Here is a 26,903-nt window from a genome sequence, read left to right as displayed (position 1 = left end):
GAAGTTATTACGGTGATTTGAGCAAACCTCCAAAAATATTTGGCCTTAAAAGGTGAGGTTGCACGACCCAATTATTTTGATAACTGACAGCTGAAATGACTGGTCTTCTTTGATGATTAAATAACAATTTGAGGAGGTAGTAATATTTATGATGCCTTTCGATTTAGATAGTACTAATAATCAAAAATTATCTGGATATGAAGTTCTATCCCCAAATTTATCTCAGGGGGAAAATTTTCAATACCAAATTCTTTTAGTGGAAGAAGATGATAACTCTCATCTCGGAATCAAAACAACAGTATATACAGGAACTAAAAAATATTTAAAAGAAAAGTTGCCAGGAATAGGAAGTGAAAAAATAGACAATTTTCCCCATGAGGGATTAGACATGAAGGCAGTGATGAAGTTTAAGAAAAAGAGCTTAGATGATAAGATGTTTATCAATCAATATCATGCCTTGCGGAGGCTTCTGGCAGCGAGAAAATTATCTCAATTGATTGCTGAGACATGGCTCAGGGATGATCAAATAGAAGCAACTATTGATGAAAAGACATCATTAGTAGACCCAACAATTAGTAGTAACCAAGAGACTGAAATAAAAGAAGAGAAAGTATTAGCATTAAAGATTATTAGGAAACTATTTCTGAGTGCTAATAGACCGCCAGATCGTACTAAGTCTGAATCTTCAGCAACTAAATCTGACTGTCAAATGATTATCAAGAAAAATCAAGAAAGTTGGCGAAATATCTGTTTGAATTTGTTGCTTTGTGGGCAAGCTTATTACAAAAAAGGCGATCGATACATAGAAGTATTAAAGAATCCCATTATTTCAACTTATGAAGCGTCTTGTTTCTTCAGTTTTCAGGTAGTTTGGAACAGCTTTGTAGGGACTGTGGAAGAGATTAAGCAGGTAGGAAAGAATCAACCCCCTTTCTACAGAGTGTTTATTCCTTATCCTCAACGTCCTAATGTAACAGAAAAAGCAGATTGCGATGAGGATGGACTATTTCAACCAATACTAACTGCCGATACTATCAAAAATTGGGCATATTCCCAGGATATAGTACGGAAACCAAATTCTACAGAATTTCCGTTTGCCAAGAAAAAGTGGAATTCAGAAGATGGTATCCATATAGAATATGTTTCACCGCCCTATCCTTATTTACCAATGAGTTGTCTTTGCTAAATAATAGTCCTAATGTTTTGACAGTAATGATTGCCTTTCCACCTCGCCCACAATTTAGTGAGGCAACAATCACAAAAGAAGAATTATCAGATTGGCTGAATGACCGAGATAATAGTAACTATACACCTCCTAATTCTTATATTCCTAACTGTAGTTCTTAGTAACTAGGATAGACCCAAAATTTGGGTTTAAAGTCCTATTTCCACAGGCCAAAAAGAACATCTAACCGCAATACTTTAATAATCTCTCATTAACCAAACACAGTTTTAATGGGAGATTCTTTGCTTTATTGGCGGCTATTAAGTAGACTTGCTTATGGCGGTTGGATGAAGAGTACAAAAATTTACATTGGGAAGTCAAAGATATGGTTAAATTCTTACCTTCAGAGTATTTTCGCCTAATAATTAACAATTAATAATTAATAATTACCTCTTCTTATAAAGAAGAGAATTGGCTAAAAGGATTTTTTTTTCTTTCTTTCGCCTGAAGCACACTTGTATTGCATTGTCTTATTGTGACATACGCATGAGTAGAGAAGGAAGATGTTAACTAGGAGGTTTATAGAACCCATTTGATATCTATTTAAAATAAAGATGGGGTTGATATTTATGTGTAATCTGACTGAAAAATAAAGAGGAAGTAGGAAGTGGAAAATTTCTCGCTAGATCATACTCCCCTTCTTTAAAAGTAACGCTAACTTGCCGTCACAAAAAAGATGTTTTATAGCCTCTATCTTCATCTACAGTTTTTTGATTTAGTCACTAGAAAATATTTATAATTAGGGTTTGCTGATTAAATCTTAAATAATTGCCAGATAAAGGTTTTAGCCTTTTTAGGTATTGAAAAAGTACATGGTTTTCAGCTCTTCATGCTCATGCATGGAGCGCATTTTTAGCGCATAGTTGGGTAAAAAAATTCTCCCCTACTCCCCTACTCCCCTACTCCCCTACTCCCCTACTCCTTAAAAAAGACTTTTTCAGCAAACCCTAATTAGGGCAAATAAAAATTAAAAAACTTCTGCTCCCTGAAACTGTTTAACCTGCTGAATATTAGCAGACTCTCCACAAGTTCTAGGTGTAGGAAATATTTTTTCAGGATTAGCTAAACCCTTGGGATTAAAAACACTTCTTACCCATTGCATCGTTTCTAAATCTGTCTCATTAAACATTAAAGGCATATAACATTTTTTATCTGAACCAATGCCATGTTCTCCAGATAAACTACCACCAACTTCTACGCAAATCTTGAGAATTTCCCCACCTATTTCTTCCACAGTTTCAAAAGCACCTTCAACAGCATCATCATATAAAACTAATGGGTGAAGATTCCCATCCCCTGCATGAAATACATTAGCAATACGATAACCATATTTTTTACTTATTCCTTCAATTTCACCTAAAACATAAGCCATTTTTGTCCGAGGAATTACTCCATCTTGTACATAATAATTTTTACTAATATTTCCAGCAGCAGCAAAAGCAGCTTTCCGTCCTTTCCATAATTTCATCCTTTTTTCTGGTTCATTAGCAGTAGTTATTTCTATAGCTCCGTTTTTTTCACATATTTCTTTGATGCGCTGTTTGTTTTTATCTACTTCTACTTCTAAACCGTCTAATTCTACTAATAAAACAGCAGCAGCATTTCGGGGATATAGATTTGTTTTGACCACATCTTCCACAGCATTAATACTGAAATTATCCATAATCTCCATCCCCCCAGGAATAATGCCAGAACTGATAATATCTGACACAGTTTGTCCGGTAGATTCAATATTAGGAAATCCTGCTAAAAGCACACAAACTGATTCGGGAGATTTGAGGATTCTAAGAGTAATTTCTGTGGCTATTCCCAAGGTACCTTCGGAACCTACAAATAAACCTGTTAAATCATAACCAGGCATCTCTGGAATTTGTCCGCCAATATCAACTATTGAACCTTCGGGAGTAACTATTTTTAATCCTAAAACATGATTAGTTGTCACACCGTATTTGAGACAATGAACACCCCCAGAATTTTCAGCAATATTTCCACCAATAGAACAAATAATTTGACTGGAAGGATCGGGAGCGTAATAAAAACCAGCTCCACTAACCGCTTGTGTTACCCAATTATTTATAATTCCTGGTTGTACAACAACTTGTTGATTTTCTAAGTCTATTTTCAGGATTTTTTGCATTAATGAAGTGACAATTAAAACACAGTTTTCTATTGGTAATGCTCCTCCAGAAAGACCAGTTCCTGCACCTCTAGGAAGCCAAGGAATATTTAAGCGATCGCATATTTTTACTGCTTCTGCGACTTGTTCAGTAGTGCGTGGTAATATTACTAATGCGGGACGTTGACGATAGCTAGCTAGACCATCACATTCATATACTAATAATTCTTCTTTGCGTTGAACTACGCCTTTTTTGCCTACAACTGCTTCAAATTGTTTGGCTATTTGTTTCCAATTTTGTTTTGTTTGTTGTTTATCTTTAGTAAGCATTTTAGTTTTATTTATAACATTTGAAATTTCATTAGGGGTTACACAAGGTATGAGGTATAAACGCTATATATCTGTAACGTTATAGTTTTTGTTTGCTATATATAGTGTTTTTGTGTGACTCGTATTAAATTAGGGTTTTTTAATTATACCCCACATTCCGCACCACAAAATGTAGCAACCGAAGAAGGAGTCAGGAGACAGGAGACAGGAGACAGAATTTTAGAAGAAAATCATAACTGCCGTGATTGAGTAATCATCAGAGCAAGTATTTATGCGTAAATTTTTTACTCGGAAGATCGATCGACGAAAAAAATAATTGAGATGATTTGCTTAAGTTACTTATTAATTATTAATTAGGGCTTGGTGATTAAATCTAAAACCATTGACATATAAAGACAAGTGCCTTTTTTAGACCTCAAAAAGTGCCTGGTATCACGTCTAAAACGCTCAAAAAGTTAGTATTTTAGGCAAAAGTTAGGCAGAAAAATCACTCTGACAATTCAAATCCGAATAATTAAGGTAAAAATCCTCTCATGAGCAAGGAGAGACAAGAAAATTTTTTCATTATTTAGTCAATCAATTCCCTTTTTTTTTGAGAGGTAATTATTAATTATTAATTATTAATTATTAATTGTTGAATCCTACCTCCTCGCTCATTCCCATTTCTCCTGTCTTCCCCTCCTGGGAGGGGTTAGGGGTGGGTTGTCTCCTGTCTCCTATCCCCAGCAAAAAGACTTTTTCAGCAAACCCTAATTAAGAACTGAAGCTTTAATGAAGTAAAGCATTATTTTTGGGAACTGGTATAAGTCGTGTTAGGGTTGTCAGACGTGAGTCACGGTTATTATTGTCAATTCCTCGTAAATGTAGAAAGAAAAGAAACTGATAATTTTGGAAGTAATTTAGCAGGAATTGACTTAGGTTTAAATGCTTTCTACGCTGATAGCAATAGCAGAAAAATCAAGGGACAAATATATCGGACTATCTCCTCTATAATTCCTCGTTTCTCCTAACTACTTTCTACTCCTTAAAAATACTTTTTCAGCCAGGGTCATTTCATTCTAGATATTAACAATGAATTTATTGATTTTCAGACAGCGAAAGATAAATTTCCTCAAGCTTGAAATAAGGTGGTTTTGTCAATACATAAAATGGCACAGTTTAGAATGAAATAGCCAGGCTTTTTCAGCAAACCTTATTTATCTGTAATTACCGAAAAATTATGGTCTAAAGCTTCCCCTTTTAAGGGGATAAAAAAAGAGAATATTTCGGGTGCATCTCAATGCGTGAATAAAGCCAAAAATTTATCGCTTTTAGGGAACAGGGAACAGGGAATAGGGAATAGGGAATAAGAAAAAAATATTTTTGCAAATATGAGATGCACCCAATATTTCAGATTTCAAGCCTCTCGCTTTCCGTTTGTCATGCTGCGCAAACAGCTAGAGGTACTGATAACTGATAACTGTAATTACCGAATAATTAGGGCTTGCTGAAAAAGTATGAGTGGTAGGGGTAGGAGACAGGAGACAGGAGACAGGAGACAGGAGGAATTGGAATTTATAGGAGATAGGAGAAAGAATTGTAAGAATGATTTTTCTGCCCAACTATGCACCTAAAATACTAACTTTTTGAGCATAAATAGCTGAAAAATTTGCACTTTTTTCGACTCCAAAAAGGCTTTAGTCTTTATATGTCAATGCTTTTAGATTTAATCAGCAAGCCCTAATTAAGGTTTAAAGTCTCCTCTTTAAAGGAGAAAGAAGAAAAAATTTTCCTTTGAGTAAATCCTCTCCTTGAAAAGAAGAGGTAATTAGGGTTTGCTGAAAAAGTCTTATGGGTAAAGGTAGGAGACAGGAGACAGGAGACAGGAGACAGGAGGAACGGGGAATTTAGAGCAGGTAGGAGTAAGAATTTTCCCAAGATTTTTCTGCCCAACTATGCGCCTAAAACACTAACTTTTTGAGCGTTTTATATCATGTCCGGTTGAATAATTAGACTTTGGTGGAAGGAAGGCAGAAGGCAGAAGGCAGGAGGCAGAAGGTTTTCTCCTATCGTCACCTTAATTTTATACACAAACGATGCTACCGGACATGATATTAGACTTAAATAGGCGCACTTTTTTCGACAAAAAAAAGGCTAAAGTCTTTATACGTCAATGCTTTTAGATTTAATCAGCAAGCCCTAATAATTAATAATTAATTATTAATTATTAATTATTAATTATTAATTGTTGAATATCTCTTTTTTCCATTCTTCTGGAATGCCGTAAATTTGAGATTTTTTACAACGTTTGAGATAAAGTTTTACAACTTTGTCTTCAGGGTTGATGTGAAAAATATTTAAGAAAATTTCTTTTGCTGCTGAATATTTCTGTTGATAATAAAGAAGAATAGCTTCTTCAAATTCAGTTTTGGTTTGAATTTTTAATTGCTTTTGTGCTTCAGTATCTCCATCCAAAATTTCAAATACTGCAACTGCTTCTTTTTTCCCTTTTACTTTAACTCTATCTAAAAAACGATAATTATATTTATCGAATTCTTCTAAATCAAATAAAGTATTTCCACTGATTAAAATATTAGCTCCATAGAACTTAGTTAAATTTTCTAAACGAGAGGCTAAATTAACAGCATCACTGATTACTGTACCATCAATTCTTTTACCACCTCCCACAGTTCCTAACATTAGGTTGCCGGTATTGATTCCAATGCCAATTTTAATAGGTTGCTGCTGGATTTTTTGGCGTTCTTGATTATATAAATTCAGACTTTTTAACATATTAATTCCGGCACTAACTGCATCATCTGCCCTTCTACCAAAAAGAGCCATAATGGCATCACCAATATACTTATCAATAAACCCTTCATTATCTAAAATTGCTGGTTCCATTCGAGACAAATAAGCATTAATAAATTTAAAGTTTTCCTCTGGAGTCATAGTTTCACTTAAGGTTGTGAAAGAGCGAATATCAGAGAATAAAATTGACATTTTTTTCTTGACATTATCCCCTAATTTGACATCCACAATACTCTCGCGCTTTAAAAAGTGTAAAAAACTATGGGGAACAAAACGACCATAAGCAGCATTTATTTTAGCTAAACGAATATGAGTTTTAATTCTGGCAAGTAATTCTGGTTTAGAAAAAGGTTTAGTCAAGTAATCATTTGCTCCAGAAAGAAAACCTTCTACTAAATCAGAAATTAATGGCTTTGCTGTTAACATTACAATTGGTAATTCACTTTGTAAAAATTTTTCTCTCAGCTTCTTTGTCACTTCATAACCTGTCATGTGAGGCATCATTACATCCAGTAAAATTAAATCTGGAATTAAGCCATTTTCAATTATTTCTAATGCTTCAATACCATTATTAGCTTGAGTAATAGCATAATTTTGTAAAGCTAGATTATTTCTAATAACTTGGAGATTTACTGGTTCATCATCCACAATTAAAATTTTAAAGTCTCCACTTTCGGCTACTAAACCTTCTAAAGCTATATCTTGATTTTTTTGCCCCAATTCTGTAATTAAAGATATTGGTAAAGGGCAAGAAAGTTGTGGAAAATCAACTGTTTTATTTTGAGATATTGGCAAAGTAAATTTAAACTTAGAACCGACTCCTACTACTGATGAAACAGATAAATTACCACCATGTAATTCTACTAATTTTTTGGTAATAGCTAAACCCAAACCTGTTCCACCATATTCTCTAGCTGTAGAGCCATCTGCTTGTTCAAATGATTCAAAAACTCTCTCTAATTTATCCTCTGGAATGCCAATACCTGTATCAGCAATAGTAATTTCTAGTAGGGAAAGTTGATTAGTAGATTCAATTTCTTGATTTTCTAAAAGTTTAGCCGATACTTCAACAGTACCTGACTCAGTAAATTTAATTGCATTGCCAATTAAGTTATAAAAGATTTGCTGGAGTCGATTTTCATCAGCATCCACAAACGGCATATCATGGCTAATAGAATTAATTAGTTGTAAAGACTTTTTGCCAATCATGGGACGAGAAAGAGTCAGCACTATTTCTGTTAGTTCTCTAATTCCCACCGGCTTTATTTGCAATTCAATATTTCGATGTTTAAGTTTAGAAAAATCTAGAATATCGTTAATCAAATTTGATAATCTTCTACCAGAAGTAGCAATTATAGAAAGATTAGTTTTAACTTGGGATGGCAATTTTCCTGCTGCTCCATCTATCAATGATTCTGCAATGCCAATAATTCCATTTAAAGGAGTACGAAGTTCATGGGATGTATTAGCTAAAAATTCATCTTTTAATTTATCTAAACGTTCTAGTTGTTCATTCTTAGTTTTGAGAATATCAAAGGAATTTCTTAACTGAAAAGCCATAGAATTAAAAGCTTTACCAAGGACACCTACTTCATCCTCACGTTGTAAATTTATTATCTGATTAAATTCTCCTTCTGATAAAGCGGTAGCTGCATCTTTCAATTGTAAAATTGGCTGCACCAACCAACGAGATGTTAAAACTCCAATTGCCGTTGCTAAAAGTAAAGCTAATAGACAAAGTACAATCGTAATCTTGGTCTGTTGATATATTTGTTCTAGAAAATCTGTTTCTGGAATTACTACTACAATTAACCAATCTAAACCATACTTATCTTGAAAAGGTTTGACATTAATAAACTCTCGTTGACCATCAAACTTAAATTCTAGATATTGTTGACTATTAATTGATTTATTGAAGTTAAACTCTTTGGCTAAATATTTTGCTGTAGCTTTAGTCAAATCATTCTGGCTTTCAGTAGCTTTAACTCGTTTGGCTCCGTAAGCTTTATTCATAGTATGAAAAGGCTTTTCACCTGTAGAAGTTGCCACTAACATTCCCGAACGTTCAATAATAAAAACTTGTCCTGTTTTACCAATTCTAAGACCACCTAAAAAATCGCCAATTTGTGAAAGATTAATATTAGTTAGTAATACACCCTGCAATTTTCCCTGCTGATTATAAAAAGGCATCGATGCACCAAGATAAGCCGTAATACCAGCAGTATTAGGATAAATTTCACTCCAAATAGGTTGACCACTCGCCACAGCAGCTTTATACCAAGGTCGAGTGCGCGGGTTGAATTTAATACTACTTAATAACTCAACCCGCTCACCAAATTGATTTGTAGAATAAGTTTCAAAAATATAGTTACTTTCTTGAGTTGAAACTCTCACAGTCAGAGTATCATTATCAAATCTTTCCGCCCCCAAATTAACTTTACTTTCTAACCCTAATCCCGTAAAAGTTAAAACATCAAATATTTGTAGTTGTTGCCAAAAATAATTTTCTAATTGAGAGGTATTTTCTAAATCTAATTGACCATTACGAATAGCAGCAGCATTAATTTGATTAACCTGATGAGGAACATGAAGATAAGCTTGTAAACTTTGTTCAACTCTAGCAACTTGTTCATTCAAAAGTTGAGTAACTACATCATTAACTGCTCTCTGGCCATTTCTCATAGAAATATATCCCACTACACTTACTACCCCAAAAATTTGCACTACAAATGGCACTATTAGAGTGATACGGAGGGGCACTTTTCCGTAAATTTGAGCAACTAATTTAGTCAAAAATTTGAAAGACATATTCAACAATTAATAATTAATAATTAATAATTAACAATCACCCCTCTTTGAAAAGAAAACGCATGAGTGCTAAACACTAGATATTTATAAGGTTATATAGCAGTCTTAAATAATTTATAAAAAAGAAGAAATAGACCGAAATTCAGAAATTATTTTCCCGTATTTGATATTCTCAGTTCAGATCCTCCTTAATTTGAAGATATTTTATGTCTAACTAAAATAAGATTATTATAGTTTTTTGTTCACTATATACTATAGCAATTCTCAAGAAGCGTGAGGTACAAAATTCCTTTGCTTTAGGGAGTAGGGAATAGAAAACAAAAAGAACAACTGTGCCTTAGTAACTTGAAAATGCTATATATGAAGTACAAATATTAACAATTAAATTTTCCCAGTGCGAGTATCTTGCCCGCTTCCGGGGTAAGCATTCAGCTATTAGCGTTCAGCTCTTCGGTGCGGAATGCTACGCAAACAGCTTTTTAATAAATGAAACAAGCATTTGCTTAACTTCTACGACATTTTTAAACAAAGAATTTAAGCACAAGAACAGCAAGCTTAAATTGTTCACTAAAATTAATAGGACTTACGCAGATACGCTATATATAGTACTCATAACTATTGTCCAATAGTTACTGGACTCTATACACAGTGTCTTTGCGTAAGTCCTGATTAATAAAGCTGATAACGCAGTTCCGACCATAGGAGGCTAGCTGATAGCTGACTGCTGAATGCTTACAAATAACATCGATTAATTGCTAGATTGATTACTGCTCAAATATTCCAAATATCAATCCTGAATTAAGGGAAAAACATCAGGATAAGCCTGCCAAACTTTCCTCACAAAATGTTGTAATTTTTGATGTGAAATTTGCAGATTTTTCTCTTCACTATCAAGGAATTCTAATTCAGTCAAAAGTGGCATAAACTCTGTATCAATAGCTTCCCTGAATAAACATAGTGGCCAAACCAAATCAGCACCATCTCGTAAATCCCATAAACTTGATTTTTCTAAATTGTTTTGATGATTTTCACACCCAACTTCTGAAGCAGATAATTTCAATAGCAAAGGACGAACCCAACACATTTTGCGTTTTTCTAATACTTGAATTACTTCTGCATATAAACAAGTATTTTCATACTCCAAGCAAACAATTTGGCTAGATTGAAAATTAGGTATAATTTTTTTCAATACTGGCTTCATATACAAAATATTCTCCTTCTTTCTTCTCTGATTTACCAAGTAATCAAGATTTATAGCCTCTGCTTTAAAGAATAGATAAATCCAAAAAACCTTGTTCGCAAATTCTATCCATTTTTTGAAAATGTAATTGTTAATTATTAATTAGGGCTTGCTGAATAAGTCTTTTTGCGCTCGACAGGGAGTAGGGACCCACCCCTCGCCCCTCCCAGGAGGGGAGTAGGGAGTAGTGAAAACTCAAGAGGAATCAGGGGTTGTAGAAGACATACAAAGGAAAAATTATCCCAGGCTCAAGTCTACCCAATTCTTACCCAAATACTCAATTTTTGAGCATTCTTAGAAGAAAACAGAGATACTTTTTCACTACCTAAAAAACCTAAAACCAATATCAGTAAAGACTTTTATATTTAATCAGCAGAGCAATAATTATTAATTATTAATTGTTAATTGTTAATTGTTGAATGTCTATCTATATTTTTAAGCGCTGCTTCTAAATCCATAGTTAAATTTTGTGCCTGCTTTTTCCCTGAGCCATAAATATAATCTTTTACAGATAAAGGAACACCAATACGAACCATAACATTACAACCACGGCGTGGAATAACTGGATTATAATTCAAAGATATAGGCACTATTTGAACATCAAGATTTTGTCGATCAGATTCAGCTTGTAACCCTATTCTAGCTAATCCTGTTTTGAGAGAATGAACTTGATTATCCCGATAAATTTTACCTTCAGGAAACATCACTAACATTTCTCTCTTTAACATTAATTCTACTCCATGGCGAAAACAAGAAACTGCCGGATTTTTCGGATTAACAGGAAACCCGCCCAAATGTCTAATCAACCATCCTTGTAAACCTTTCATTTCATCCATACTAACCATAAATCTTAGGTCTCGACCAGTCACTAACCTACCTGTAGCATAAGGTATGATTAACCCATCCCAACGAGAACGATGAGTGGGAGCTAAAATCACAGGTCCATCTTTCGGAATATTTTCTTTTCCAATAATATTTATTCTACGAAAATAAAACGGCATTACTATGTGACTACCTAAAAAATAAGACAAAGATGCTAACCAAGGAGAAATGCTGGAATATTTTGAATTTACTGGAGAATGTACTTTCCTTAAAAAAGCTTGAATAAAGTCAAGATTTATCATAATTTTTTAGCTTAATCATCTAACTTGATTTCTTGACTCTAAGCTAAATTTTATTCCTGCTCTAGTGGCATTATTAAATGACACTTATTCTACTGTCAACTATATATAAATTAACACCTCAGTTATCATCTTTTTGATTTTTCTGTGCCTATTTTATACTCAATCCGGTTTTCATAAATCTCTTACTTTCATAGCGTAACTGCTTGATATAAAAAGGTTTAATCAATCTTGAAAAGTTGGTTTTACCACCGGATTTTGTATTACTTTCAAAAGACTTCTTGCAAAAGTGTTAATTAAATCAATTCAACACTATGAAATAAACAATTTCATCTCTCTATTCCCTATTCCCTATTCCCTGACTTCTGCAAAAAGTCTAAAGTTAGTTACTTTACTCGATCAACACAAAAATTGCTCATTACCTGTCATTGTGGATAGTAGGTTTCACCACAAAATAATTCCCTTTCTTATACCAATTTGAAAAAAGAATTCTATACTTAAATGGTACTTAAATTATTAAGTAATTAACACAGACTGAATAATTTTTTTGATAATTATTAGCTAGTTATTGTTAATTATTCTTATTTTTACTACTCCCCTACTCCCCCACTCCCCCACTCCCTCACTCCCCTACTCACCCACTCCCCCGCTCAAGAAAATGTAGCAAATATTTATCAAATTGGTATTATTTACCGAAGGCGAGCAAACCAAGACTGTAATTCTTGACGACAAACAGATTCCATTATTCCTCCCAATACAGCTAGACGATGATTAGAAAAAACACTATCTGGAAAATTAGCAACAGTCCGTATTGTGCCAGTTTTCGGATCGTCCGCTCCATAAACCAATAAACCTATTCTTGCCTGCAATATTGCCCCCGTACACATCGGGCAAGGTTCTAGATTAACGTAGAGAGTACATTGATTTAAGTGCCAATTCCGCAAAATTTGTCCCGCTTGTCGCAAAGCCAATATTTCTGCATGAGCAGTAGGGTCAAAATCTCGCTCCCGTCGGTTTTGAGCTTCTGCAATCAACTGGCCATCTGAGTCAACTACTATAGCTGCAACTGGTACTTCTCCAGCATTACCAGCAATTTTGGCCAATTCTAATACTCGGCTCATCCACTTTCGATGGACTAGATAGCTCGGATGGTCAATCATCTATTTGGGAGTAGGGGAGTAGGGGAGTAGGGGAGTAGGGGAGGTTGAAGTAATTTAAGAAATTATCAACATATGATTATGTAACCAGATTCTATATAATTTCTAACTTCTGACTTCTGATTTCTAACTTCTCAAAGGATTGGGGAGATTATTAAATATTGAAGTAATTATAGAATTATCAACAAAATATCTATCAACTTCTAAAAATATGAGTAATCAGCCTTTGCAAATAAAGTGGCAAATTGTTAAAGAGTATAGCGATATTTTTTACCACAAAACTGATGGAATTGCAAAAATAACTATTAATCGTCCCCACAAACGCAATGCTTTTCGTCCTAAAACTGTGTTTGAACTTTATGATGCTTTTGTTGATGCTCGTGAAGACCCAAATATTGGAGTAGTTTTATTTACAGGTACTGGACCTCACACAGATGGTAAGTATGCTTTCTGCGCTGGTGGGGACCAAAGTGTAAGAGGTACAGCAGGTTATGTTGATGAGGCTGGAGTACCACGACTGAATGTATTGGACTTACAACGCTTAATTCGTTCCATGCCCAAAGTTGTCATTGCTTTAGTTGCTGGATATGCTATTGGAGGGGGTCATGTTTTGCATATTATTTGTGACTTAACTATTGCTGCTGATAATGCAATTTTTGGTCAAACTGGACCTAAAGTAGGTAGTTTTGATGGTGGTTTTGGGGCCAGTTATTTAGCTAGAATTGTAGGTCAGAAAAAGGCACGAGAAATTTGGTTCCTCTGTCGGCAGTATACAGCTCAAGAAGCTTTGGAAATGGGCTTGGTTAACTGTGTTGTACCTATAGAGGAACTGGAAATAGAGGGCATTAAGTGGGCTTCAGAAATTCTGGAAAAAAGCCCGATCGCTATTCGTTGTCTCAAAGCTGCTTTTAATGCTGACTGTGATGGGCAAGCTGGTTTACAAGAATTAGCTGGTAATGCCACTCTTCTTTACTACATGACAGAGGAAGGAGCTGAAGGTAAAAAAGCATTCCTAGAAAAACGACCTCCAGACTTTCGTAGATACCCTTGGTTACCTTAGAGGATGGATAAAAATGTAGCTTTTTTTTACATGGATAAGTTACTGATGTATTAACTTATATTTCTCATAATAACCAACTCCAATTTTGTTAGTTAGTTGACCTAAAAAAATGGATATCAACCTTGTTATTATAAAAATAAACTAATAAATCTCTTGAAATAAAAAAGAAACAAGGCTTTTAACTTGGATTTTAGATCAAACTAACTACTTCCAAATTTTGATCGATTTGCTGATTCCAGATAGCTATACTTTCAATATTTTCGCAGGATTTATTGAAGGGAGATGAAGCTAATGAACAAGCTTTCCAGTGACTTTCAACTGGTGTAGTTAACTTTTGACAAACACCACCACGTCTTCCTTCTGGTAAATAGTATCGGCAATTACGACAAACTAAAGTGGGTTTCATAAAAAATTTTCCTAAATTTAATTGAGTCTATCTTAATTATTTTGAATCCCAGTGACTCCTGGTGTTAATCTATTAAATCTATTGTGACACCTAGATTCTGAATATCCCTATCAATTAAATAAAATTTATATTATTTTTATAATTGCTTTATAAACAGAAACATTTATGTAAAATCAAGTAAGAGAAAATGTATTGTTTCATACATTATCTTGGTAAACTTGATAGGGATCAAGTTAAAAGCCAAGTCAGAACGAAGTAAAATAGATAATATTTAAACCCAGTAATGGAAAGTATTTTTGGATCAAAGCCCATAAAGATAGACTAAAAAAACCATCAAAAATTTTTAGTCACCGACTCAATATAAAAATTAATATTTTTGTCTTTTAAATTACATTTTAGGAGTTAAAATTATGAAATAATTAGGGCTTGCTGAAAAAGTCTTATGGGTGAGGGTAGGAGACAACCTACCCCTCGCCCCTCCCCCTCCCAGGAGGGGGAGACAGGAGACAACCCACCCCTCGCCCCTCCCCCGACCGTGGAGGGGAAGACAGGAGACAGGAGGAACGGGGAATGAGCGAGGAGGTAGTAGTTAAGAATTATCCCAAGATTGTTCTGCCCAACTATGCGCCTAAAATATGCTCCTTTTTGAGCGTGAAGAGCTGAAACAGGCGCACTTTTTTCGGTCCTAAAAAGGTTAAAACCTTTACCTATAAATGCTTTGATATTTAATCAGCAAGCCCTAATTAAAGCTTAAGTCGATGACCACTGTTTAGTGGCACAAATTGCACATACTGACCAACGTTCAATTTCTCCCGGGGGTGTAGGACATTGGCATTGAGGACATAGAGGTAAACCTTGAAAGCGGGTATTGATAGCTTTAGCCCAATTTTTAAATGTGGTTTGAGGATTTTGATTTTTTTGAGTTGAGTCTTCCAAGGTTGCTTTTTGAGATTGAGGAATCATGCTAGGATGCTCTAGCCAATCATTTTTTTCAGTTTGTCTTGATTTATGAGAATGAATTGTATGCCAGTGAGCAGCAGAAAACCTGATATTGTCTAGGGGTGTGGGTAAAAAATGATTGAGCTTATCTAAAAGTTGGGGCACTCTAAAACTAAGTTCTTGAGACAAAGCAGCACTAGATGTTGCAACATATAAAACTCCCCGGTCTATATATAGAGGCTTAGTTTGAGTAGCCATAACTCCTAAAACTTGTTCCCAATACTCCATCAGTTTTTGAAACTGTTGTTGTTGGGGCGATCGCTCCATAATTTTGAGATAGCCTAAAATCTGATTGAGAGATTGAAAATTCATAGTCGTTTTACAATAGTTGGGAAATTCTATCTCAAATATAAAATTTATTGAGTCAGTAACAGGAGTTCTCAAATGAGTCAAAGTTCTTTAGTTAAGTCCACTAAAAGCTCTACATACCAATTGAATCCGACTCTGCAAGCTGTAATGGACAGTTTAGATGTACAACTAGAAGCAGAATTAACAAGATATCGCAAGTACCGCAGGCGAACAGAACAACAATCACAAGTTTCTCAGCAAAATAGTAATAAACAAATTTATAAAACACCCGAATTAATCTCTGTATCACCAGTAGATGACCAAACAACATCCCCATTACCTTTATCAGAACCAAAATCATTACTAGAAGACTCTAAAATATCTAATACTTCAGCTAACAAAAATTCACCAGTAGAGATCGAACCTCCAACTCCATCAGAACTTACTATGGCCAACAGAGGTGATGCAGAAGATCGGAATGGCGAGAAACAGACATCTCAACTAGGTACAGATAATTCCACAGCGCCAGATGACAACCTTGAATCTTCAGAAAAACTTCTACAGAGTTTAGACAAATTAAAATCGCGTCGTCAGGAGCAACCTACTTACTTAGCAAGTTTGTTTACTCCTCTAGGAATAGTTTCCATGTTTCTATTTTTGATTTCTTGTACAACTTTGGGTTATGTTGTGATGAACCCATCAGGTCTGAAAAATCTTGGTTTAGACCGTTTTTTAAAAGATGCTTCAGCTCACAAAGATACAGATGATACTACTGCTGGTAATGGTCAAAATAGAGAAGAGCAACCTTTACCAAAGTCTCCTGACTTGGCATCTCAAGAATTTGTAGATTTAGATTTGAATACCCTCAGTAATGTTAATCCTAAACCTAGCCAGTTTCCATCTCCAACTGCAACATTAAGACCTGCGGTACCACCTCCAATATCGGGAAGTGTTAATACTGCGGCACAACCTACTTATAAACCAGGTGCAGAACTTGATAATCTCAGCAGCACCTTATTGCCTCAGTCTACTCAATCTTCTAATCAACAATCTGTTGCAACTGCTCCATCTTCTCCAGTGCCATCTCCAACAGTAAAAAATTCTGACAGTTCTCAAATAACTACTCCTATACAGTCAGAGAATGGTTGGTATTATGTTGTTGTAGATTATGTAAATGAAGAGTCTTTGTACAATGCACAGCAAATAGTCTCAGATGCTTATCTTCGTGAAACGTCTAGTGGTATGAAGATACAGATGGGAGCTTTTTGGGAGCCAGAAAAAGCGAAGGAATTTCTCCAAGAATTACGTCAGGAAAAACTTGATGCGAAGTACTATAAGTTACCACCTGAGAATTATTAAAATGACTTAGGCAAATAATTTTAGCCACCTGCGGAAAGTTGACCATCCTGCATAACTAATGCTCTTGGATAGATGGCGATTTTTTATCGAAAAATTATGGTCTAAAGCCTCCCCTTTTAAGGAGATAAAAAGGGATGGCTCCGAAACCTGCGCCATATCCAATCGACCAAGAGAAAGATAATATTCCAGATTTCAAGCCTCTTTCTGAAGCAAGAGGTAGTGATAACTGATAGGTGAAATGAAACACTCTTTGAAATTTAAGTCTTCATAGGACTTATACGGATGACTATTCAAATCAGGGGAAATGTTTTTCCAACTTTTTACTTTTCCCTGCTATAGATAATATCAAAATATATTGACATTTTCCCGACGTTGCGCTTACGCTACAATGCGGGATTCCCTAAAATCACTGATAGGGGCTTTCTGCTTCATAGCACCTGCCTCTAAGGCAGAGCCTCTTTTCGGTCTAAAGGCGCGCTCCACAGACTGACACTGCTAGCCCAGCAGCCTTATACTATTTATAGCATACTATTGCAAGAACCGCTCTTATTGATTGGCTTTTCCTGCGGAATGCGCTCGCATTCATCCCGACGCTCCCGATCTGCGGAGAGGGCAGGTCTTTAACCAACGTTAAGATAAATAATAATGAAGAGGAATAGTTTTTATGGGACTTTTAGACCGTATTTTGCGGGTAATTCGTGCTAATATTAATACTTTAATTTCTGGTGCTGAAGATCCAGAGAAGGTTCTGGAGCAGACAGTGGCAGATATGCAAAATGACCTGGTGAAACTACGCCAGGCAGTGGCACAGGCGATCGCTACTCAAAAACGTACAGAGCGACAATATTCTCAAGCTCAGTCTACTGCAGATGAATGGTATAGGAGAGCGCAGTTGGCTTTGCAAAAAGGTCAGGAAAATTTGGCACGGGAAGCTCTAACTAGACGGAAGTCTTACCAAGAAACTGCTGCAGCGATGAAAGTTCAGGTGGAACAGCAAAAACAGGTAATGGAAAAGCTGAAGCAAAATATGAGACAGTTGGAACAAAAAATTAGTGAGGCTAAAATAAAAAAGAATATGTATATTGCTAGGGCACGTTCTGCTAAGGCCTCGGAAAAGTTAAATGAAATTTTGGGCACTGTGAATACTGGTAATGCTTTGAGTGCTTTTGATAGGATGGAAGAGAAGGTAATGCAGCTTGAGGCTAAGTCTGAGGCGATCGCTGAGTTGGGAACTGATAGTTTAGAAAAACAATTTGCTTCTTTGGAGGAGGGTAATGATATTGAGGCTGAGTTAGAGGCGATGAAGGCGGAAATTTTGCCAGGGGGAACTAATTCTCAAAATCCAACTTGATTTGGCAAGGGGTCTCCTGTTATAATATCCGATTTAACGGGTGGGGAATTGCCAACAGCAAATTAAACAGGTATTGATTGATGTTTAAATCAAGCAATAAAGAGTAGTAGAACAATTATGATAATTACTCATTGCTACAAAATTAAGCCTAATTGTGAACAGTCAGTCAAAATTGATTATTGGCTAGAACTCCTGCGAAGACATTACAATTATGCGTGATAGCCAAAGACTAGATTGGTTAAATAGAACTAAATGTCAAGTTACCGTTGCTCATTAATTTTATGTCCTATTGGTGAGATTCAAGAGTTACCAGATTATTATTTTCAGCAGTCTGCACTTCAACAGACAAAAAAGTTATTTCCTGACTACAAAGAAATATCCATACGAAATCCAGCAAATTAACTTACAAAGACTAGATAAAGCTTGGCAACGTTTCGGCTAAGAGCCGACATGAAAGGCTAATACCTGATAAAACTGGTAAACGTGGAGGACAACCAAGATTTAAAAAATCAGGAAAGTTAAGGTCATTTTGTTTCAGTAGAGTTAATCATCCCAAAGGAATAATAAAATTTGATGGTAAACAAATAATTATTAGTAGGCTTGGTGCTATTCCAGTAATAGTTCACAGACCAATTCCATATGGGTTTACGATTAAAACTGCAACTATAACCAAAAAGTCTTATGGTTATTATATGAGTGTTAGCTTAGAAGATAAGTCAGTTCCTAGTTTAATTTCTACAGAAAATATTAAAACTGCTGCAGGCATTGATGTCGGCTTAAAATAATTTTTGACTACTAATACTGGTGAGACTGTTTCTGTTCCTAAATTTTATAGAAAATCTCAATCTAATTTAGCAAGAAAGCAAAGAAAAATAGCTAGAAAAGAAGTTGGATCTAATAACTGGAGGGGCACGTTGATAATTATTAATTGTTAATTATTAATTATAGCAATGAGCGCTGGTATATTTACAAATTGCAGGAGGGGCCAAATAGCTAAAAGTCTTATATTATCAGCAATTCATTCCCCCAGATGAGCTGTTGCCTTCTGGAGCTGTTGCCTGCGCACAGCGCTATAGGATTTAGGGGAGTTGTAGAAGAGGTAGTCATTCAGGCGTTGCCCCTGAGTTTTTCTGTCATCATTACCCCACCCATACTCACTTTTTCCGCTCCATCAACCGAAAAGCTGGTATTTCAGCAGTACCTAAAATTCTTCAAACCAATATCAGTCAATGCTTTAATATTAGATCGGTAAGCCCTAATTATACGATGTAAGCATTTCCTGCGGAATGCTGCGCAAACAGCCGTCAGCTAGCCTCCTACAGTCGGAACTGCGGACTTCAGCCAGCCTCCTGCGGAGGAACTACGAATTTCAGCTATTGCTTTTAGTTTTAGATAAAAACTTTACTAATTGAGCCATAACTTATATTTACTAAAAAAGCTGTCTGAAACAGTCTATATTAATTTAAACCCCCTTATGAGAGCTGAAAGCTGACAGTGAACTAGCTGAATGTTTACCGAAAAATTAAGGTATAATACCAATTTGATAAATGTTTGCTACAAATAGCTAGGGTATTTCTTAGAATCCAGCAATTCTGCAATCCAGAATTCGTATGGGGATATATTTAATACCATTTTTGATGTTTTAAATTATCTTTTTCGTCAAATAGACTTTATTTGAAAGTTTATTTATGATTTTTATTATTCGTAACATTCTTTTTTCAAAATGGTATAACCCAATCCTCCTCTTTTCAAGGAGAGGTAATTCTAAATTCTAAATTCTAAATTCTAAATTCTTGAATATACGATTGATTTTATTCCCTTTCTTCTCTTCTGTCTTGGAGTGAAGTAAATCAGATGATTTTTGCTAATTTCATTAAGTTTAATAGTTTTTGTGAATTAACAAGAATATCTTTCTGTCCTGGTTTAATAGAAAAGTCTTGATCAAACTCATCACCTATTAAATGGTAATGTTCCAAACCACAGACATTGCTGATTAACCAATAACATTTAACTACATATTCAGAATTAAAAAATTCTATAACTTTCGTACCAGAACTACAAAAGACAAGGTTAGTTAACCCTGCACCATGAGGTGCAACTACAACTTTAGCATTAGCAAAACATAATGCTTGTTCTGCTACTGACATTAGTTCTAAGATAATAACTTTAAAACCAAATTTTTCTAACATACTAACTACTTCTGCTTCATTCACTACTTGTCTTTTTGATGCTTGTTTACGACTTATATATATTCGCTCTCCTAATGATGATTTGAGGGGATTTTTTGACAAAAAAGTCTCTTTTAAAAAATCACAAGCCCACTTTGTATTTCTAAATCTTTCCCCATAAGGAATTGAAGGAATTATTAATTTATGGGCATGGAGATGAGGATAATTGCTACTCTCTATAATTTTGTCTTGAGAAATTCCTAAAGTTTTGATACTTTCTATCTGAAACTTTGTCTGTATTGTATTGAAAACAAACTTATCTATACTCGATATATCTATACTGCTTTGATATAGTAAAGACATTCTCCCAAGTACATCAAACATCCAATGATAATATCCACCACCACCCCATCTAACTGATAGAAAAGCTGCTGTTCCATCTATCTGATAAACAGGGGGTAATTTTCGTGAAGATATAATCAGTTCGGCAGCACCAGAAGATATATCTATTACCAGTTTATTATCGGAAGTAATAACGGCACTATTTAATTCATCTCCCCAAGCTCTTGCTTCTGGAACGATAGTGACGAATGCTTCTCCTGATTTTACTTGATTCATTTGTAGATCGGGATGAAGTTTTTTTTCTAGATTTTGAGATAACAATAAATCTATTTGATTAGAAGGATGTATGTTGATTCGATTTATTCTACTTATAGAATTAGAAGTAACTTTATCCTCTTCTGTTAATCGACAAAATTTTTCTAATATATATCTTGGCAAATGCTTATGAAATCTACAATTTTGCGCCGCTTCAGTGTAGGTTTGTTTTTCTAAAATATCAGCTATTTTACTATAACTATATCCATAATTAGGTTTAATTTGTAAAGCCTGAATAAAACAGGCGATCGCTTCATCTAAAAGACCTTATTTTTGTAAAACATCTCCCAGTTTTCTATAAAATAAATGATTATGGGGATTTAATTCTATAGCATGATTAAAAGCAATAGTAGCTTGCTGATATTCTTGTTTTATTGTCAGTGCTTCCCCTAAGTTGTAATGTAATCTTGGATTGTTTGGCCTTATTTGTATCCCCTGATTATAAACAGTTATTGCTGCATCTATATCCCCTTTTTGAATTAAAGTATTTCCAAGTTTATTGTATGCTGCTGATAAATTTTTATCTGATTTTATTGCCTGGTTGTAACAAGCGATCGCTTCTTCTAATCTGCCTAATTCTAATAATTTATTTCCTAAATCCAAGTATTCTTTTGCTGTAGTTGAAGTGGGTTCCAAAATAACTGCTTGATAGCTGCATTCTATTACTAACTGCTCTTTTCCTAAACCCTGCCATATTTTAGCTAAATTCCGATAAAAACCTGCTGTATTTGGTTTAATGCTAATAGCTTTTTCATAATATTTTATTGCTTGTTCCCATTGCTGTTGTCTAGCACTTATGCTACCTAGATTTGCGTAAGATTCTGCTAAATTATGATTTTCTTCAATTGCTTTTAGATAGCATTTTTTAGCTGATTCCAGCTTACCCATTTTTTTGCATAACATTACCTAGAGTATGATGAATTTCTCCACAGTTGGGTAATATTTCTAGAGCTTTTAAACAAAAGGCAAACCTTCGGACAGAAAAATTGAGGGACAAAACGCCCGCTCCTACCTCCTCGCTCCCGAACCATTTCTCCTGTCTCCTGTCTCCTGTCTCCTACTCTTACCCATAAGACTTTTTCAGCAAACCCTAATTAAATCACTTCTGCTAGTTTCAGCAAGCTTAAGAGTTTATCCAAATTAACAAGAATATCTTTGTTAACTGGTTTACCAGAGTACCCCTCATCAAAAACCTCACCTATTAAGTGGTAATGTTCCAAACCACATATATTACTAATTACCCAATAACACACAAGTATATATTCAGGAGCAAAAAATTCAATTATTTTAGTTCCTGAATTACAGAATAAAATGTTAGTTAATCCAGCACCATGAGGTGCTACTACTACTCGAGCATTAGCTAAATATAATGCTTGTTCTGGGATTGAAATTGATTCTAAGACTATGGTTTTAAAACCAAATTTTTCTAAGAGGTTAACCACTTTTTCTTCATTAACTACTCGTCGCTTTAATGCTTGACTACGACTTATATATATTTTCTCTGGATACAATGACGATCTGCTAACTTGTTGAGATAAAAATATACTTTTCAACGATTCACAAGCCCATTTTGTAGTTCTAAATCCGAATTGAACCGGAATTGATGGAACTATTAATCTATCAGCTTGAATATGAGGATAATTACAACTCTCTATAATTTTATTTTGGGGAATTCCTAACTTTTTGATAGTTTCTTTGTGAAACCTTGTCTGAATTTTATTAACAATAAATTTATCTATACTTGATATATCTATACTGCTTTGATGTAATAAAAGTATCCTGGCAACCATATCAAACATCCAATGATAATAACCACCACCTCCAAATTTAACCGATAAAAATGCTACTGTTCCGTTTAACTTGTGAATGGGAGGTAATCTAGACGAAGATATAATCAACCCACCATTACCAGAGGATATATCTGTTACCAGTTTATTATCTGAAGTAATAACGGCACTATTTAATCCATCTCCCCAAACTCGTGCTTCTGGCACAATTGCGATGAATTCTTCTGCTAATTCTACTAGCTTCGTTTGAAAATTTGGATGAAGTTTTCTCTCTATATTTTGAGATGGCAATAAGTCTATTTGATTAGGGGGATATATCTTGATTAGATTTATTGTACTTATGGAATTAGAAGTAACTTCCCAATCTCCTGTTAACTTACAAAACTTCTCTAATACATTCTTTGATAATTGCTTATGCAATCTACATTGAACTGCAGCACTTGGATAATTTTTTTGTGCTAAAATTTCGGCTATTTTAAAGTAGGTATCCCGATGGTCTGGTTTAATTTGTAAAACTTGAATAAAACAGGCGATCGCTTCATCTAAAAGACCTTGTTTTTGTAAAACATCTCCCAGTTTTCTATAAAATAAATGATTATGGGGATTTAATTCTATAGCATGATTAAAAGCAATAGTAGCTTGCTGATATTCTTGTTTTATTGTCAGTGCTTCCCCTAAGTTGTAATGTAATCTTGGATTGTTTGGCCTTATTTGTATCCCTTGATTGTACGCTGTTATTGCTACATCTATCTCCCCTTTTTGAACTAAAGCATTTCCAAGTTTATTGTATGCTACTGATAACTTTTTATCTGATTTTATTGCCTGGTTGTAACAAGCGATCGCCTCTTCTAATTTGCCTAATTCTAATAATTTATTTCCTAAATCAAAGTATTCTTTTGCTGTAGCTGAAGTTGGTTCCAAAATAACTGCTTGATAACTGCATTCTACAGATAACTGCTCCTTACCTAAACTCTGCCATACTCTAGCAAAATTCCTATAAAAGCCTGCTCGATCTGGTTTAATCTCAATAGCTTTTTGATAGTATTTTATAGCTTCTTCCCACTGCTGCTGCCTAGCATATATACTGCCTAGATTTGCATAGGCTTCGGCTAGAGTTGGATTTTCTTCAATTGCTTTGATATAAGAATTTTTAGCTAATTCTAACTTTCCCATTGCCTGCAATACATTACCCATAGTCTTATAAATTTCCCCACAATTGGGGAAAATTTCTAGAGCTTTTAAACAAGCTCCATGAGCTGCATCTAACTTTCCTTGAGATAAATATATTTCTGCTTGTTGGTTTAAATGAATAGTTGCTATTTCTTGATTTTTTGTAGAAGACATATTTTTCCTAAATCCTAACTTGAAATAGCAGTCAGCGGTCAGCTATTAACTATCAGCTTCTCAAGGTGTATAATAGGAGATTTAAACCCCCATAAAAGGTGCACCACTAATTTTTCAAGTTTGGGGGACGCCGAGTCCTTGAATTTTTAGCTGATAGCTAAATCCTGAAAGCTAATAGCTAGTTAATATTACCAATTAAATTTTATCCCCAGATATTCTTCTAATCTCTGATTATGAGGTTGAAAATATTCATTTAACCTCTGACGAAAAGATTGACTAATCGGTTTATAATAGCCAGAATTTAATTTTTTATATTTTGGCAGTTGATATTCTGGCAAACCCAAAAAATGAAAAACTTGCTTCATAGTAGTAGTAGGTTTTTTATAAAGGTCTTCTCCTTTCAAAATTAGAAATTGTTCTCTAGGAAATATTTCCATCCACTTCTGAATAAATTCTATATAAACACCTCTACCTATATAATTTCCTGGTTGTTGCTGCCAGTAGTTTCGATTTCCCTGGGGTCGATATGGACTTTTTAAAAGCATTTCTAATTCAGAATTTATAGCTTCTTCAAAAGACCGTTTTTCTCTCTTTATTCTCACCCAATGATAATATTGAGAAACGGCTCTATCTACAGGATTTCTGAAAATTATTAATAATTTTACATCAGGAAATACATTATATATTCGTTTGGCAGACTGATAATATTCCAGATAATTAGGAGTAGCTTCACCAGTAATAAAATTTTTTGATTTTGGAATAGGAGGAAAATGAGCAAGATACCAATCAATTCCTTTATTAAAACCTCTATACCAAAAATGAGTCTCTTTCTTAATAGCTGGTAAAACTTGAGGATGTTGAGCGATGTAATTTTCTAAAGAAGTTGTGCCACTCTTTTGAGCGCCAATAATAATAAAGTGAGGTCTCCTAGTATTTTGGGAATTCCAGCTTTGTTCAACAAAAGTTGGATGAGATTGGCTAATTTTATGATAACAAGCAGTTTTATAGCAGGTAATTGCTGCATCTATATTTTCCATTTCTGTAAAAATTTCTCCTAAGTTTAGATAACACAAAACACTTTTTGGATTAAGTTGAGTGGCATTTTGATATAACTTAAATATAGGCTGAAGTTGCCCTTGACTTACCAGAAATTTCCATAATGTTGAGTAATTGGAAAACCAAGGATGTTCTGGTTTTAATCTAATAGCTTCTAGGTAAGCATCTACAGCTTTATCATTTTGAAGTTTGTGTAGAAAAGCATTGCCTAAGTAGAAGTAAAGTCGATGAAATTTCGGGTTAATAATAGTTGCTTGGTGGTAAACATCAATTGCTTCATCCCATCGTTGTTGTTTAGTATATAAATTACCTAAACTGTAGTAAGACCAAAAAAAATTAGGATTGATTTCTAGCGATTTTTGGTAACAGGCGATCGCTTCTTCTAGCTCACCTTTTTCTTGAAAGACATCTCCTAATTTTTTGTGGAATAAATGATTTTCTGGTTTGAGTTTTATCGCACTACTATAGGCGGAGTGGGCTGAATCATATTCTTTTTTTTCTTGGAAAACTGTTCCTAGTAAGTAGTAAAGTCTAGGATTTTTAGGAGCTAATTTTATGCCTTGGTTTAAAACTACTAATGCTTCTTCTAACTCGCCCTTTTGACTCAAAATTTCTCCTAAATTTTGATATGCTACTGATAAATTGGGGTTGATTTTAATAGCATTACGGTAACAGTTAATTGCTGCTTCTATTTTGTCTAACTCTAAAAGTTTTTTTCCTAAATTTAGATGTTCTGTGGCTGTCAATGATTCTGGTTCTATAATAACTGCTTGATAATTACATTCTGTGACTAATTTTTCTTGACCAAGACTATGCCATACTTTAGATAAATTTCGATAAACTCCTGCTAAATTTGGTTGAATTTTGAGGGCTTTTTCATAAGCTGAAATTGCTTGTTCCCATTGCTGTTGTTTGGCATACATACTACCTAAGTTGGCATGAGCTTCAGCAAAATTAGGTAGTATTTGAATAGCCTTATTGTAGTAATTTTTTGCTGCTTCTATATCACCTTGTGCTTGAAAAATATCTCCCATAGTTTTGCAAGCTGGTGCAAATTCTGGTTCGCTATTTAATGCTTTTATACAAGCTGCATAAGCCTCATCTAACTTTCCTTCGGCTAAATGAGATGTTGCTATTTGGTTGAAATTAATTGCTAGTTTTTTTGTCTTTTCATTATTAGACATACAGCAGTTTTCCAGTTGATCGGGTACAAAGTTTTATGCTTTAGGGAACAGGGAACAGGCAACAGGCAACAGGGAATGAATAAAAATTATAGATTAGTCTCAAACTGTACCTCACGCTTCCTAAAATTTACTGTATTTCAATAAGTTATATCAATTCTCATTAAATTATCTGAAATTTCCTACCATTCCCTACCCCCTACTCCCTTTTTTTCATTATTAGCACGCTGGTTAGCATTAATTAGGGTTTGCGTATGGAAAGTCTTTTGGCTAGGGTAGGAAACAGGAGACAGGAGACAAGAGACAACCCACCCCTCGCCCCTCCCAGGAGGTAGGGCTGTTTCATTCTCAATAGACACGGGGACACGGAGAAACGGAGACACGGGGATAGAGGCTTTTAAGCGACGTTGAACCAGATATACTCTCAGAGCTTAAAGACGCGTACTTTGCTGAAAAATAG

18 protein-coding genes are annotated in these 26,903 nt (G+C 34.7%); 7 read left to right on the top strand and 11 right to left on the bottom strand.

Annotated elements, in window-relative coordinates; translation table 11 throughout:
- The first annotated feature begins 148 nt into the window (after nt 1–148).
- A complete protein-coding gene (locus F6K54_RS07760; protein WP_293076195.1) occupies nt 149–1,186 on the top strand; it encodes a hypothetical protein in 1,038 nt (345 codons plus the stop codon).
- Nucleotides 1,180–1,347, top strand: coding sequence for a hypothetical protein (locus tag F6K54_RS07755; protein ID WP_293076193.1), 168 nt, complete (start codon nt 1,180–1,182; stop codon nt 1,345–1,347). The genes F6K54_RS07760 and F6K54_RS07755 overlap by 7 nt, the downstream gene beginning before the upstream one ends.
- A gap of 845 nt (nt 1,348–2,192) precedes the next feature.
- On the opposite strand, the gene glcD is transcribed toward F6K54_RS07755, so the two are convergent.
- Entirely contained in the window at nt 2,193–3,671 is a 1,479-nt protein-coding gene (glcD, locus tag F6K54_RS07750) for a glycolate oxidase subunit GlcD (protein WP_293076191.1), read from the bottom strand.
- Between the two features lie 114 nt (nt 3,672–3,785).
- On the opposite strand from glcD, the gene F6K54_RS07745 reads away from it, so the two are divergent.
- Entirely contained in the window at nt 3,786–3,920 is a 135-nt protein-coding gene (locus F6K54_RS07745) for a hypothetical protein (RefSeq protein ID WP_293076189.1), read from the top strand.
- Between the two features lie 1,971 nt (nt 3,921–5,891).
- Here F6K54_RS07745 and F6K54_RS07740 read toward each other — a convergent pair.
- The 4 genes from F6K54_RS07740 to F6K54_RS07725 form a co-directional block, all read right to left on the bottom strand.
- The gene (locus tag F6K54_RS07740; RefSeq protein WP_293076187.1) at nt 5,892–9,269 is read right to left on the bottom strand and encodes an ATP-binding protein; all 3,378 of its coding nucleotides are present in this window, start codon (nt 9,267–9,269) and stop codon (nt 5,892–5,894) included.
- Between the two features lie 787 nt (nt 9,270–10,056).
- The gene (locus tag F6K54_RS07735) at nt 10,057–10,470 is read right to left on the bottom strand and encodes a hypothetical protein (RefSeq protein ID WP_293076185.1); all 414 of its coding nucleotides are present in this window, start codon (nt 10,468–10,470) and stop codon (nt 10,057–10,059) included.
- Nucleotides 10,471–10,910: 440 nt separating this feature from the next.
- A complete protein-coding gene (locus F6K54_RS07730; RefSeq protein ID WP_293076183.1) occupies nt 10,911–11,633 on the bottom strand; it encodes a 1-acyl-sn-glycerol-3-phosphate acyltransferase in 723 nt (240 codons plus the stop codon).
- A gap of 686 nt (nt 11,634–12,319) precedes the next feature.
- Nucleotides 12,320–12,790, bottom strand: coding sequence for a nucleoside deaminase (locus F6K54_RS07725; protein WP_293076181.1), 471 nt, complete (start codon nt 12,788–12,790; stop codon nt 12,320–12,322).
- A gap of 223 nt (nt 12,791–13,013) precedes the next feature.
- Between F6K54_RS07725 and menB the strand changes: the two genes are divergently transcribed.
- A complete protein-coding gene (gene menB / locus F6K54_RS07720; RefSeq protein WP_293076216.1) occupies nt 13,014–13,847 on the top strand; it encodes a 1,4-dihydroxy-2-naphthoyl-CoA synthase in 834 nt (277 codons plus the stop codon).
- A gap of 190 nt (nt 13,848–14,037) precedes the next feature.
- Here menB and F6K54_RS07715 read toward each other — a convergent pair whose 3' ends face one another.
- Both F6K54_RS07715 and F6K54_RS07710 read right to left on the bottom strand, forming a co-directional pair.
- On the bottom strand, nt 14,038–14,253 hold the full coding sequence (locus F6K54_RS07715) for a hypothetical protein (protein ID WP_293076179.1): 216 nt from the start codon (nt 14,251–14,253) through the stop codon (nt 14,038–14,040).
- A gap of 750 nt (nt 14,254–15,003) precedes the next feature.
- Nucleotides 15,004–15,564, bottom strand: coding sequence for a DUF721 domain-containing protein (locus tag F6K54_RS07710; protein ID WP_293076177.1), 561 nt, complete (start codon nt 15,562–15,564; stop codon nt 15,004–15,006).
- Between the two features lie 72 nt (nt 15,565–15,636).
- On the opposite strand from F6K54_RS07710, the gene F6K54_RS07705 reads away from it, so the two are divergent.
- The 3 genes from F6K54_RS07705 to F6K54_RS07695 all read left to right on the top strand — a co-directional run bounded on the left by F6K54_RS07705 (nt 15,637) and on the right by F6K54_RS07695 (nt 18,652).
- Nucleotides 15,637–16,899 (top strand): hypothetical protein, encoded by a 1,263-nt coding sequence (locus tag F6K54_RS07705; RefSeq protein ID WP_293076176.1) that lies wholly within the window; start codon nt 15,637–15,639, stop codon nt 16,897–16,899.
- Nucleotides 16,900–17,563: 664 nt separating this feature from the next.
- Nucleotides 17,564–18,250: a PspA/IM30 family protein gene (locus F6K54_RS07700; protein ID WP_293076174.1), complete on the top strand. Its 687-nt coding sequence runs from the start codon at nt 17,564–17,566 to the stop codon at nt 18,248–18,250.
- A gap of 252 nt (nt 18,251–18,502) precedes the next feature.
- Nucleotides 18,503–18,652: a hypothetical protein gene (locus F6K54_RS07695; protein WP_293076172.1), complete on the top strand. Its 150-nt coding sequence runs from the start codon at nt 18,503–18,505 to the stop codon at nt 18,650–18,652.
- Nucleotides 18,653–20,100: 1,448 nt separating this feature from the next.
- On the opposite strand, the gene F6K54_RS07690 is transcribed toward F6K54_RS07695, so the two are convergent.
- The 4 genes from F6K54_RS07690 to F6K54_RS07675 all read right to left on the bottom strand — a co-directional run bounded on the left by F6K54_RS07690 (nt 20,101) and on the right by F6K54_RS07675 (nt 26,446).
- Nucleotides 20,101–21,198 (bottom strand): DUF563 domain-containing protein, encoded by a 1,098-nt coding sequence (locus tag F6K54_RS07690; RefSeq protein ID WP_293076170.1) that lies wholly within the window; start codon nt 21,196–21,198, stop codon nt 20,101–20,103.
- Between the two features lie 144 nt (nt 21,199–21,342).
- On the bottom strand, nt 21,343–21,978 hold the full coding sequence (locus tag F6K54_RS07685) for a tetratricopeptide repeat protein (RefSeq protein ID WP_293076168.1): 636 nt from the start codon (nt 21,976–21,978) through the stop codon (nt 21,343–21,345).
- A gap of 191 nt (nt 21,979–22,169) precedes the next feature.
- Nucleotides 22,170–24,206, bottom strand: coding sequence for a tetratricopeptide repeat protein (locus tag F6K54_RS07680; protein WP_293076166.1), 2,037 nt, complete (start codon nt 24,204–24,206; stop codon nt 22,170–22,172).
- A gap of 188 nt (nt 24,207–24,394) precedes the next feature.
- Nucleotides 24,395–26,446: a tetratricopeptide repeat protein gene (locus tag F6K54_RS07675; protein ID WP_293076164.1), complete on the bottom strand. Its 2,052-nt coding sequence runs from the start codon at nt 26,444–26,446 to the stop codon at nt 24,395–24,397.
- Nucleotides 26,447–26,903 lie beyond the last annotated feature (457 nt).

This window comes from Okeania sp. SIO3B5 (assembly GCF_010692555.1).
Lineage (GTDB): Bacteria > Cyanobacteriota > Cyanobacteriia > Cyanobacteriales > Microcoleaceae > Okeania.
Note: the sequence above shows the minus strand (reverse complement) of the source record. Positions and strands in the feature narration are given on the sequence as shown.

Coding starts and splice junctions, on each gene's coding strand:
- F6K54_RS07760 (WP_293076195.1), top strand. CDS start 149: ATGATGCCTTTCGATTTAGATAGTACTAATAATCAAAAATTATCTGGA.
- glcD (WP_293076191.1), bottom strand. CDS start 3,671: ATGCTTACTAAAGATAAACAACAAACAAAACAAAATTGGAAACAAATA.
- F6K54_RS07740 (WP_293076187.1), bottom strand. CDS start 9,269: ATGTCTTTCAAATTTTTGACTAAATTAGTTGCTCAAATTTACGGAAAA.
- F6K54_RS07735 (WP_293076185.1), bottom strand. CDS start 10,470: ATGAAGCCAGTATTGAAAAAAATTATACCTAATTTTCAATCTAGCCAA.
- F6K54_RS07730 (WP_293076183.1), bottom strand. CDS start 11,633: ATGATAAATCTTGACTTTATTCAAGCTTTTTTAAGGAAAGTACATTCT.
- F6K54_RS07725 (WP_293076181.1), bottom strand. CDS start 12,790: ATGATTGACCATCCGAGCTATCTAGTCCATCGAAAGTGGATGAGCCGA.
- F6K54_RS07715 (WP_293076179.1), bottom strand. CDS start 14,253: ATGAAACCCACTTTAGTTTGTCGTAATTGCCGATACTATTTACCAGAA.
- F6K54_RS07710 (WP_293076177.1), bottom strand. CDS start 15,564: ATGAATTTTCAATCTCTCAATCAGATTTTAGGCTATCTCAAAATTATG.
- F6K54_RS07705 (WP_293076176.1), top strand. CDS start 15,637: ATGAGTCAAAGTTCTTTAGTTAAGTCCACTAAAAGCTCTACATACCAA.
- F6K54_RS07700 (WP_293076174.1), top strand. CDS start 17,564: ATGGGACTTTTAGACCGTATTTTGCGGGTAATTCGTGCTAATATTAAT.
- F6K54_RS07695 (WP_293076172.1), top strand. CDS start 18,503: ATGTCAAGTTACCGTTGCTCATTAATTTTATGTCCTATTGGTGAGATT.
- F6K54_RS07685 (WP_293076168.1), bottom strand. CDS start 21,978: ATGTTATGCAAAAAAATGGGTAAGCTGGAATCAGCTAAAAAATGCTAT.
- F6K54_RS07680 (WP_293076166.1), bottom strand. CDS start 24,206: ATGTCTTCTACAAAAAATCAAGAAATAGCAACTATTCATTTAAACCAA.
- F6K54_RS07675 (WP_293076164.1), bottom strand. CDS start 26,446: ATGTCTAATAATGAAAAGACAAAAAAACTAGCAATTAATTTCAACCAA.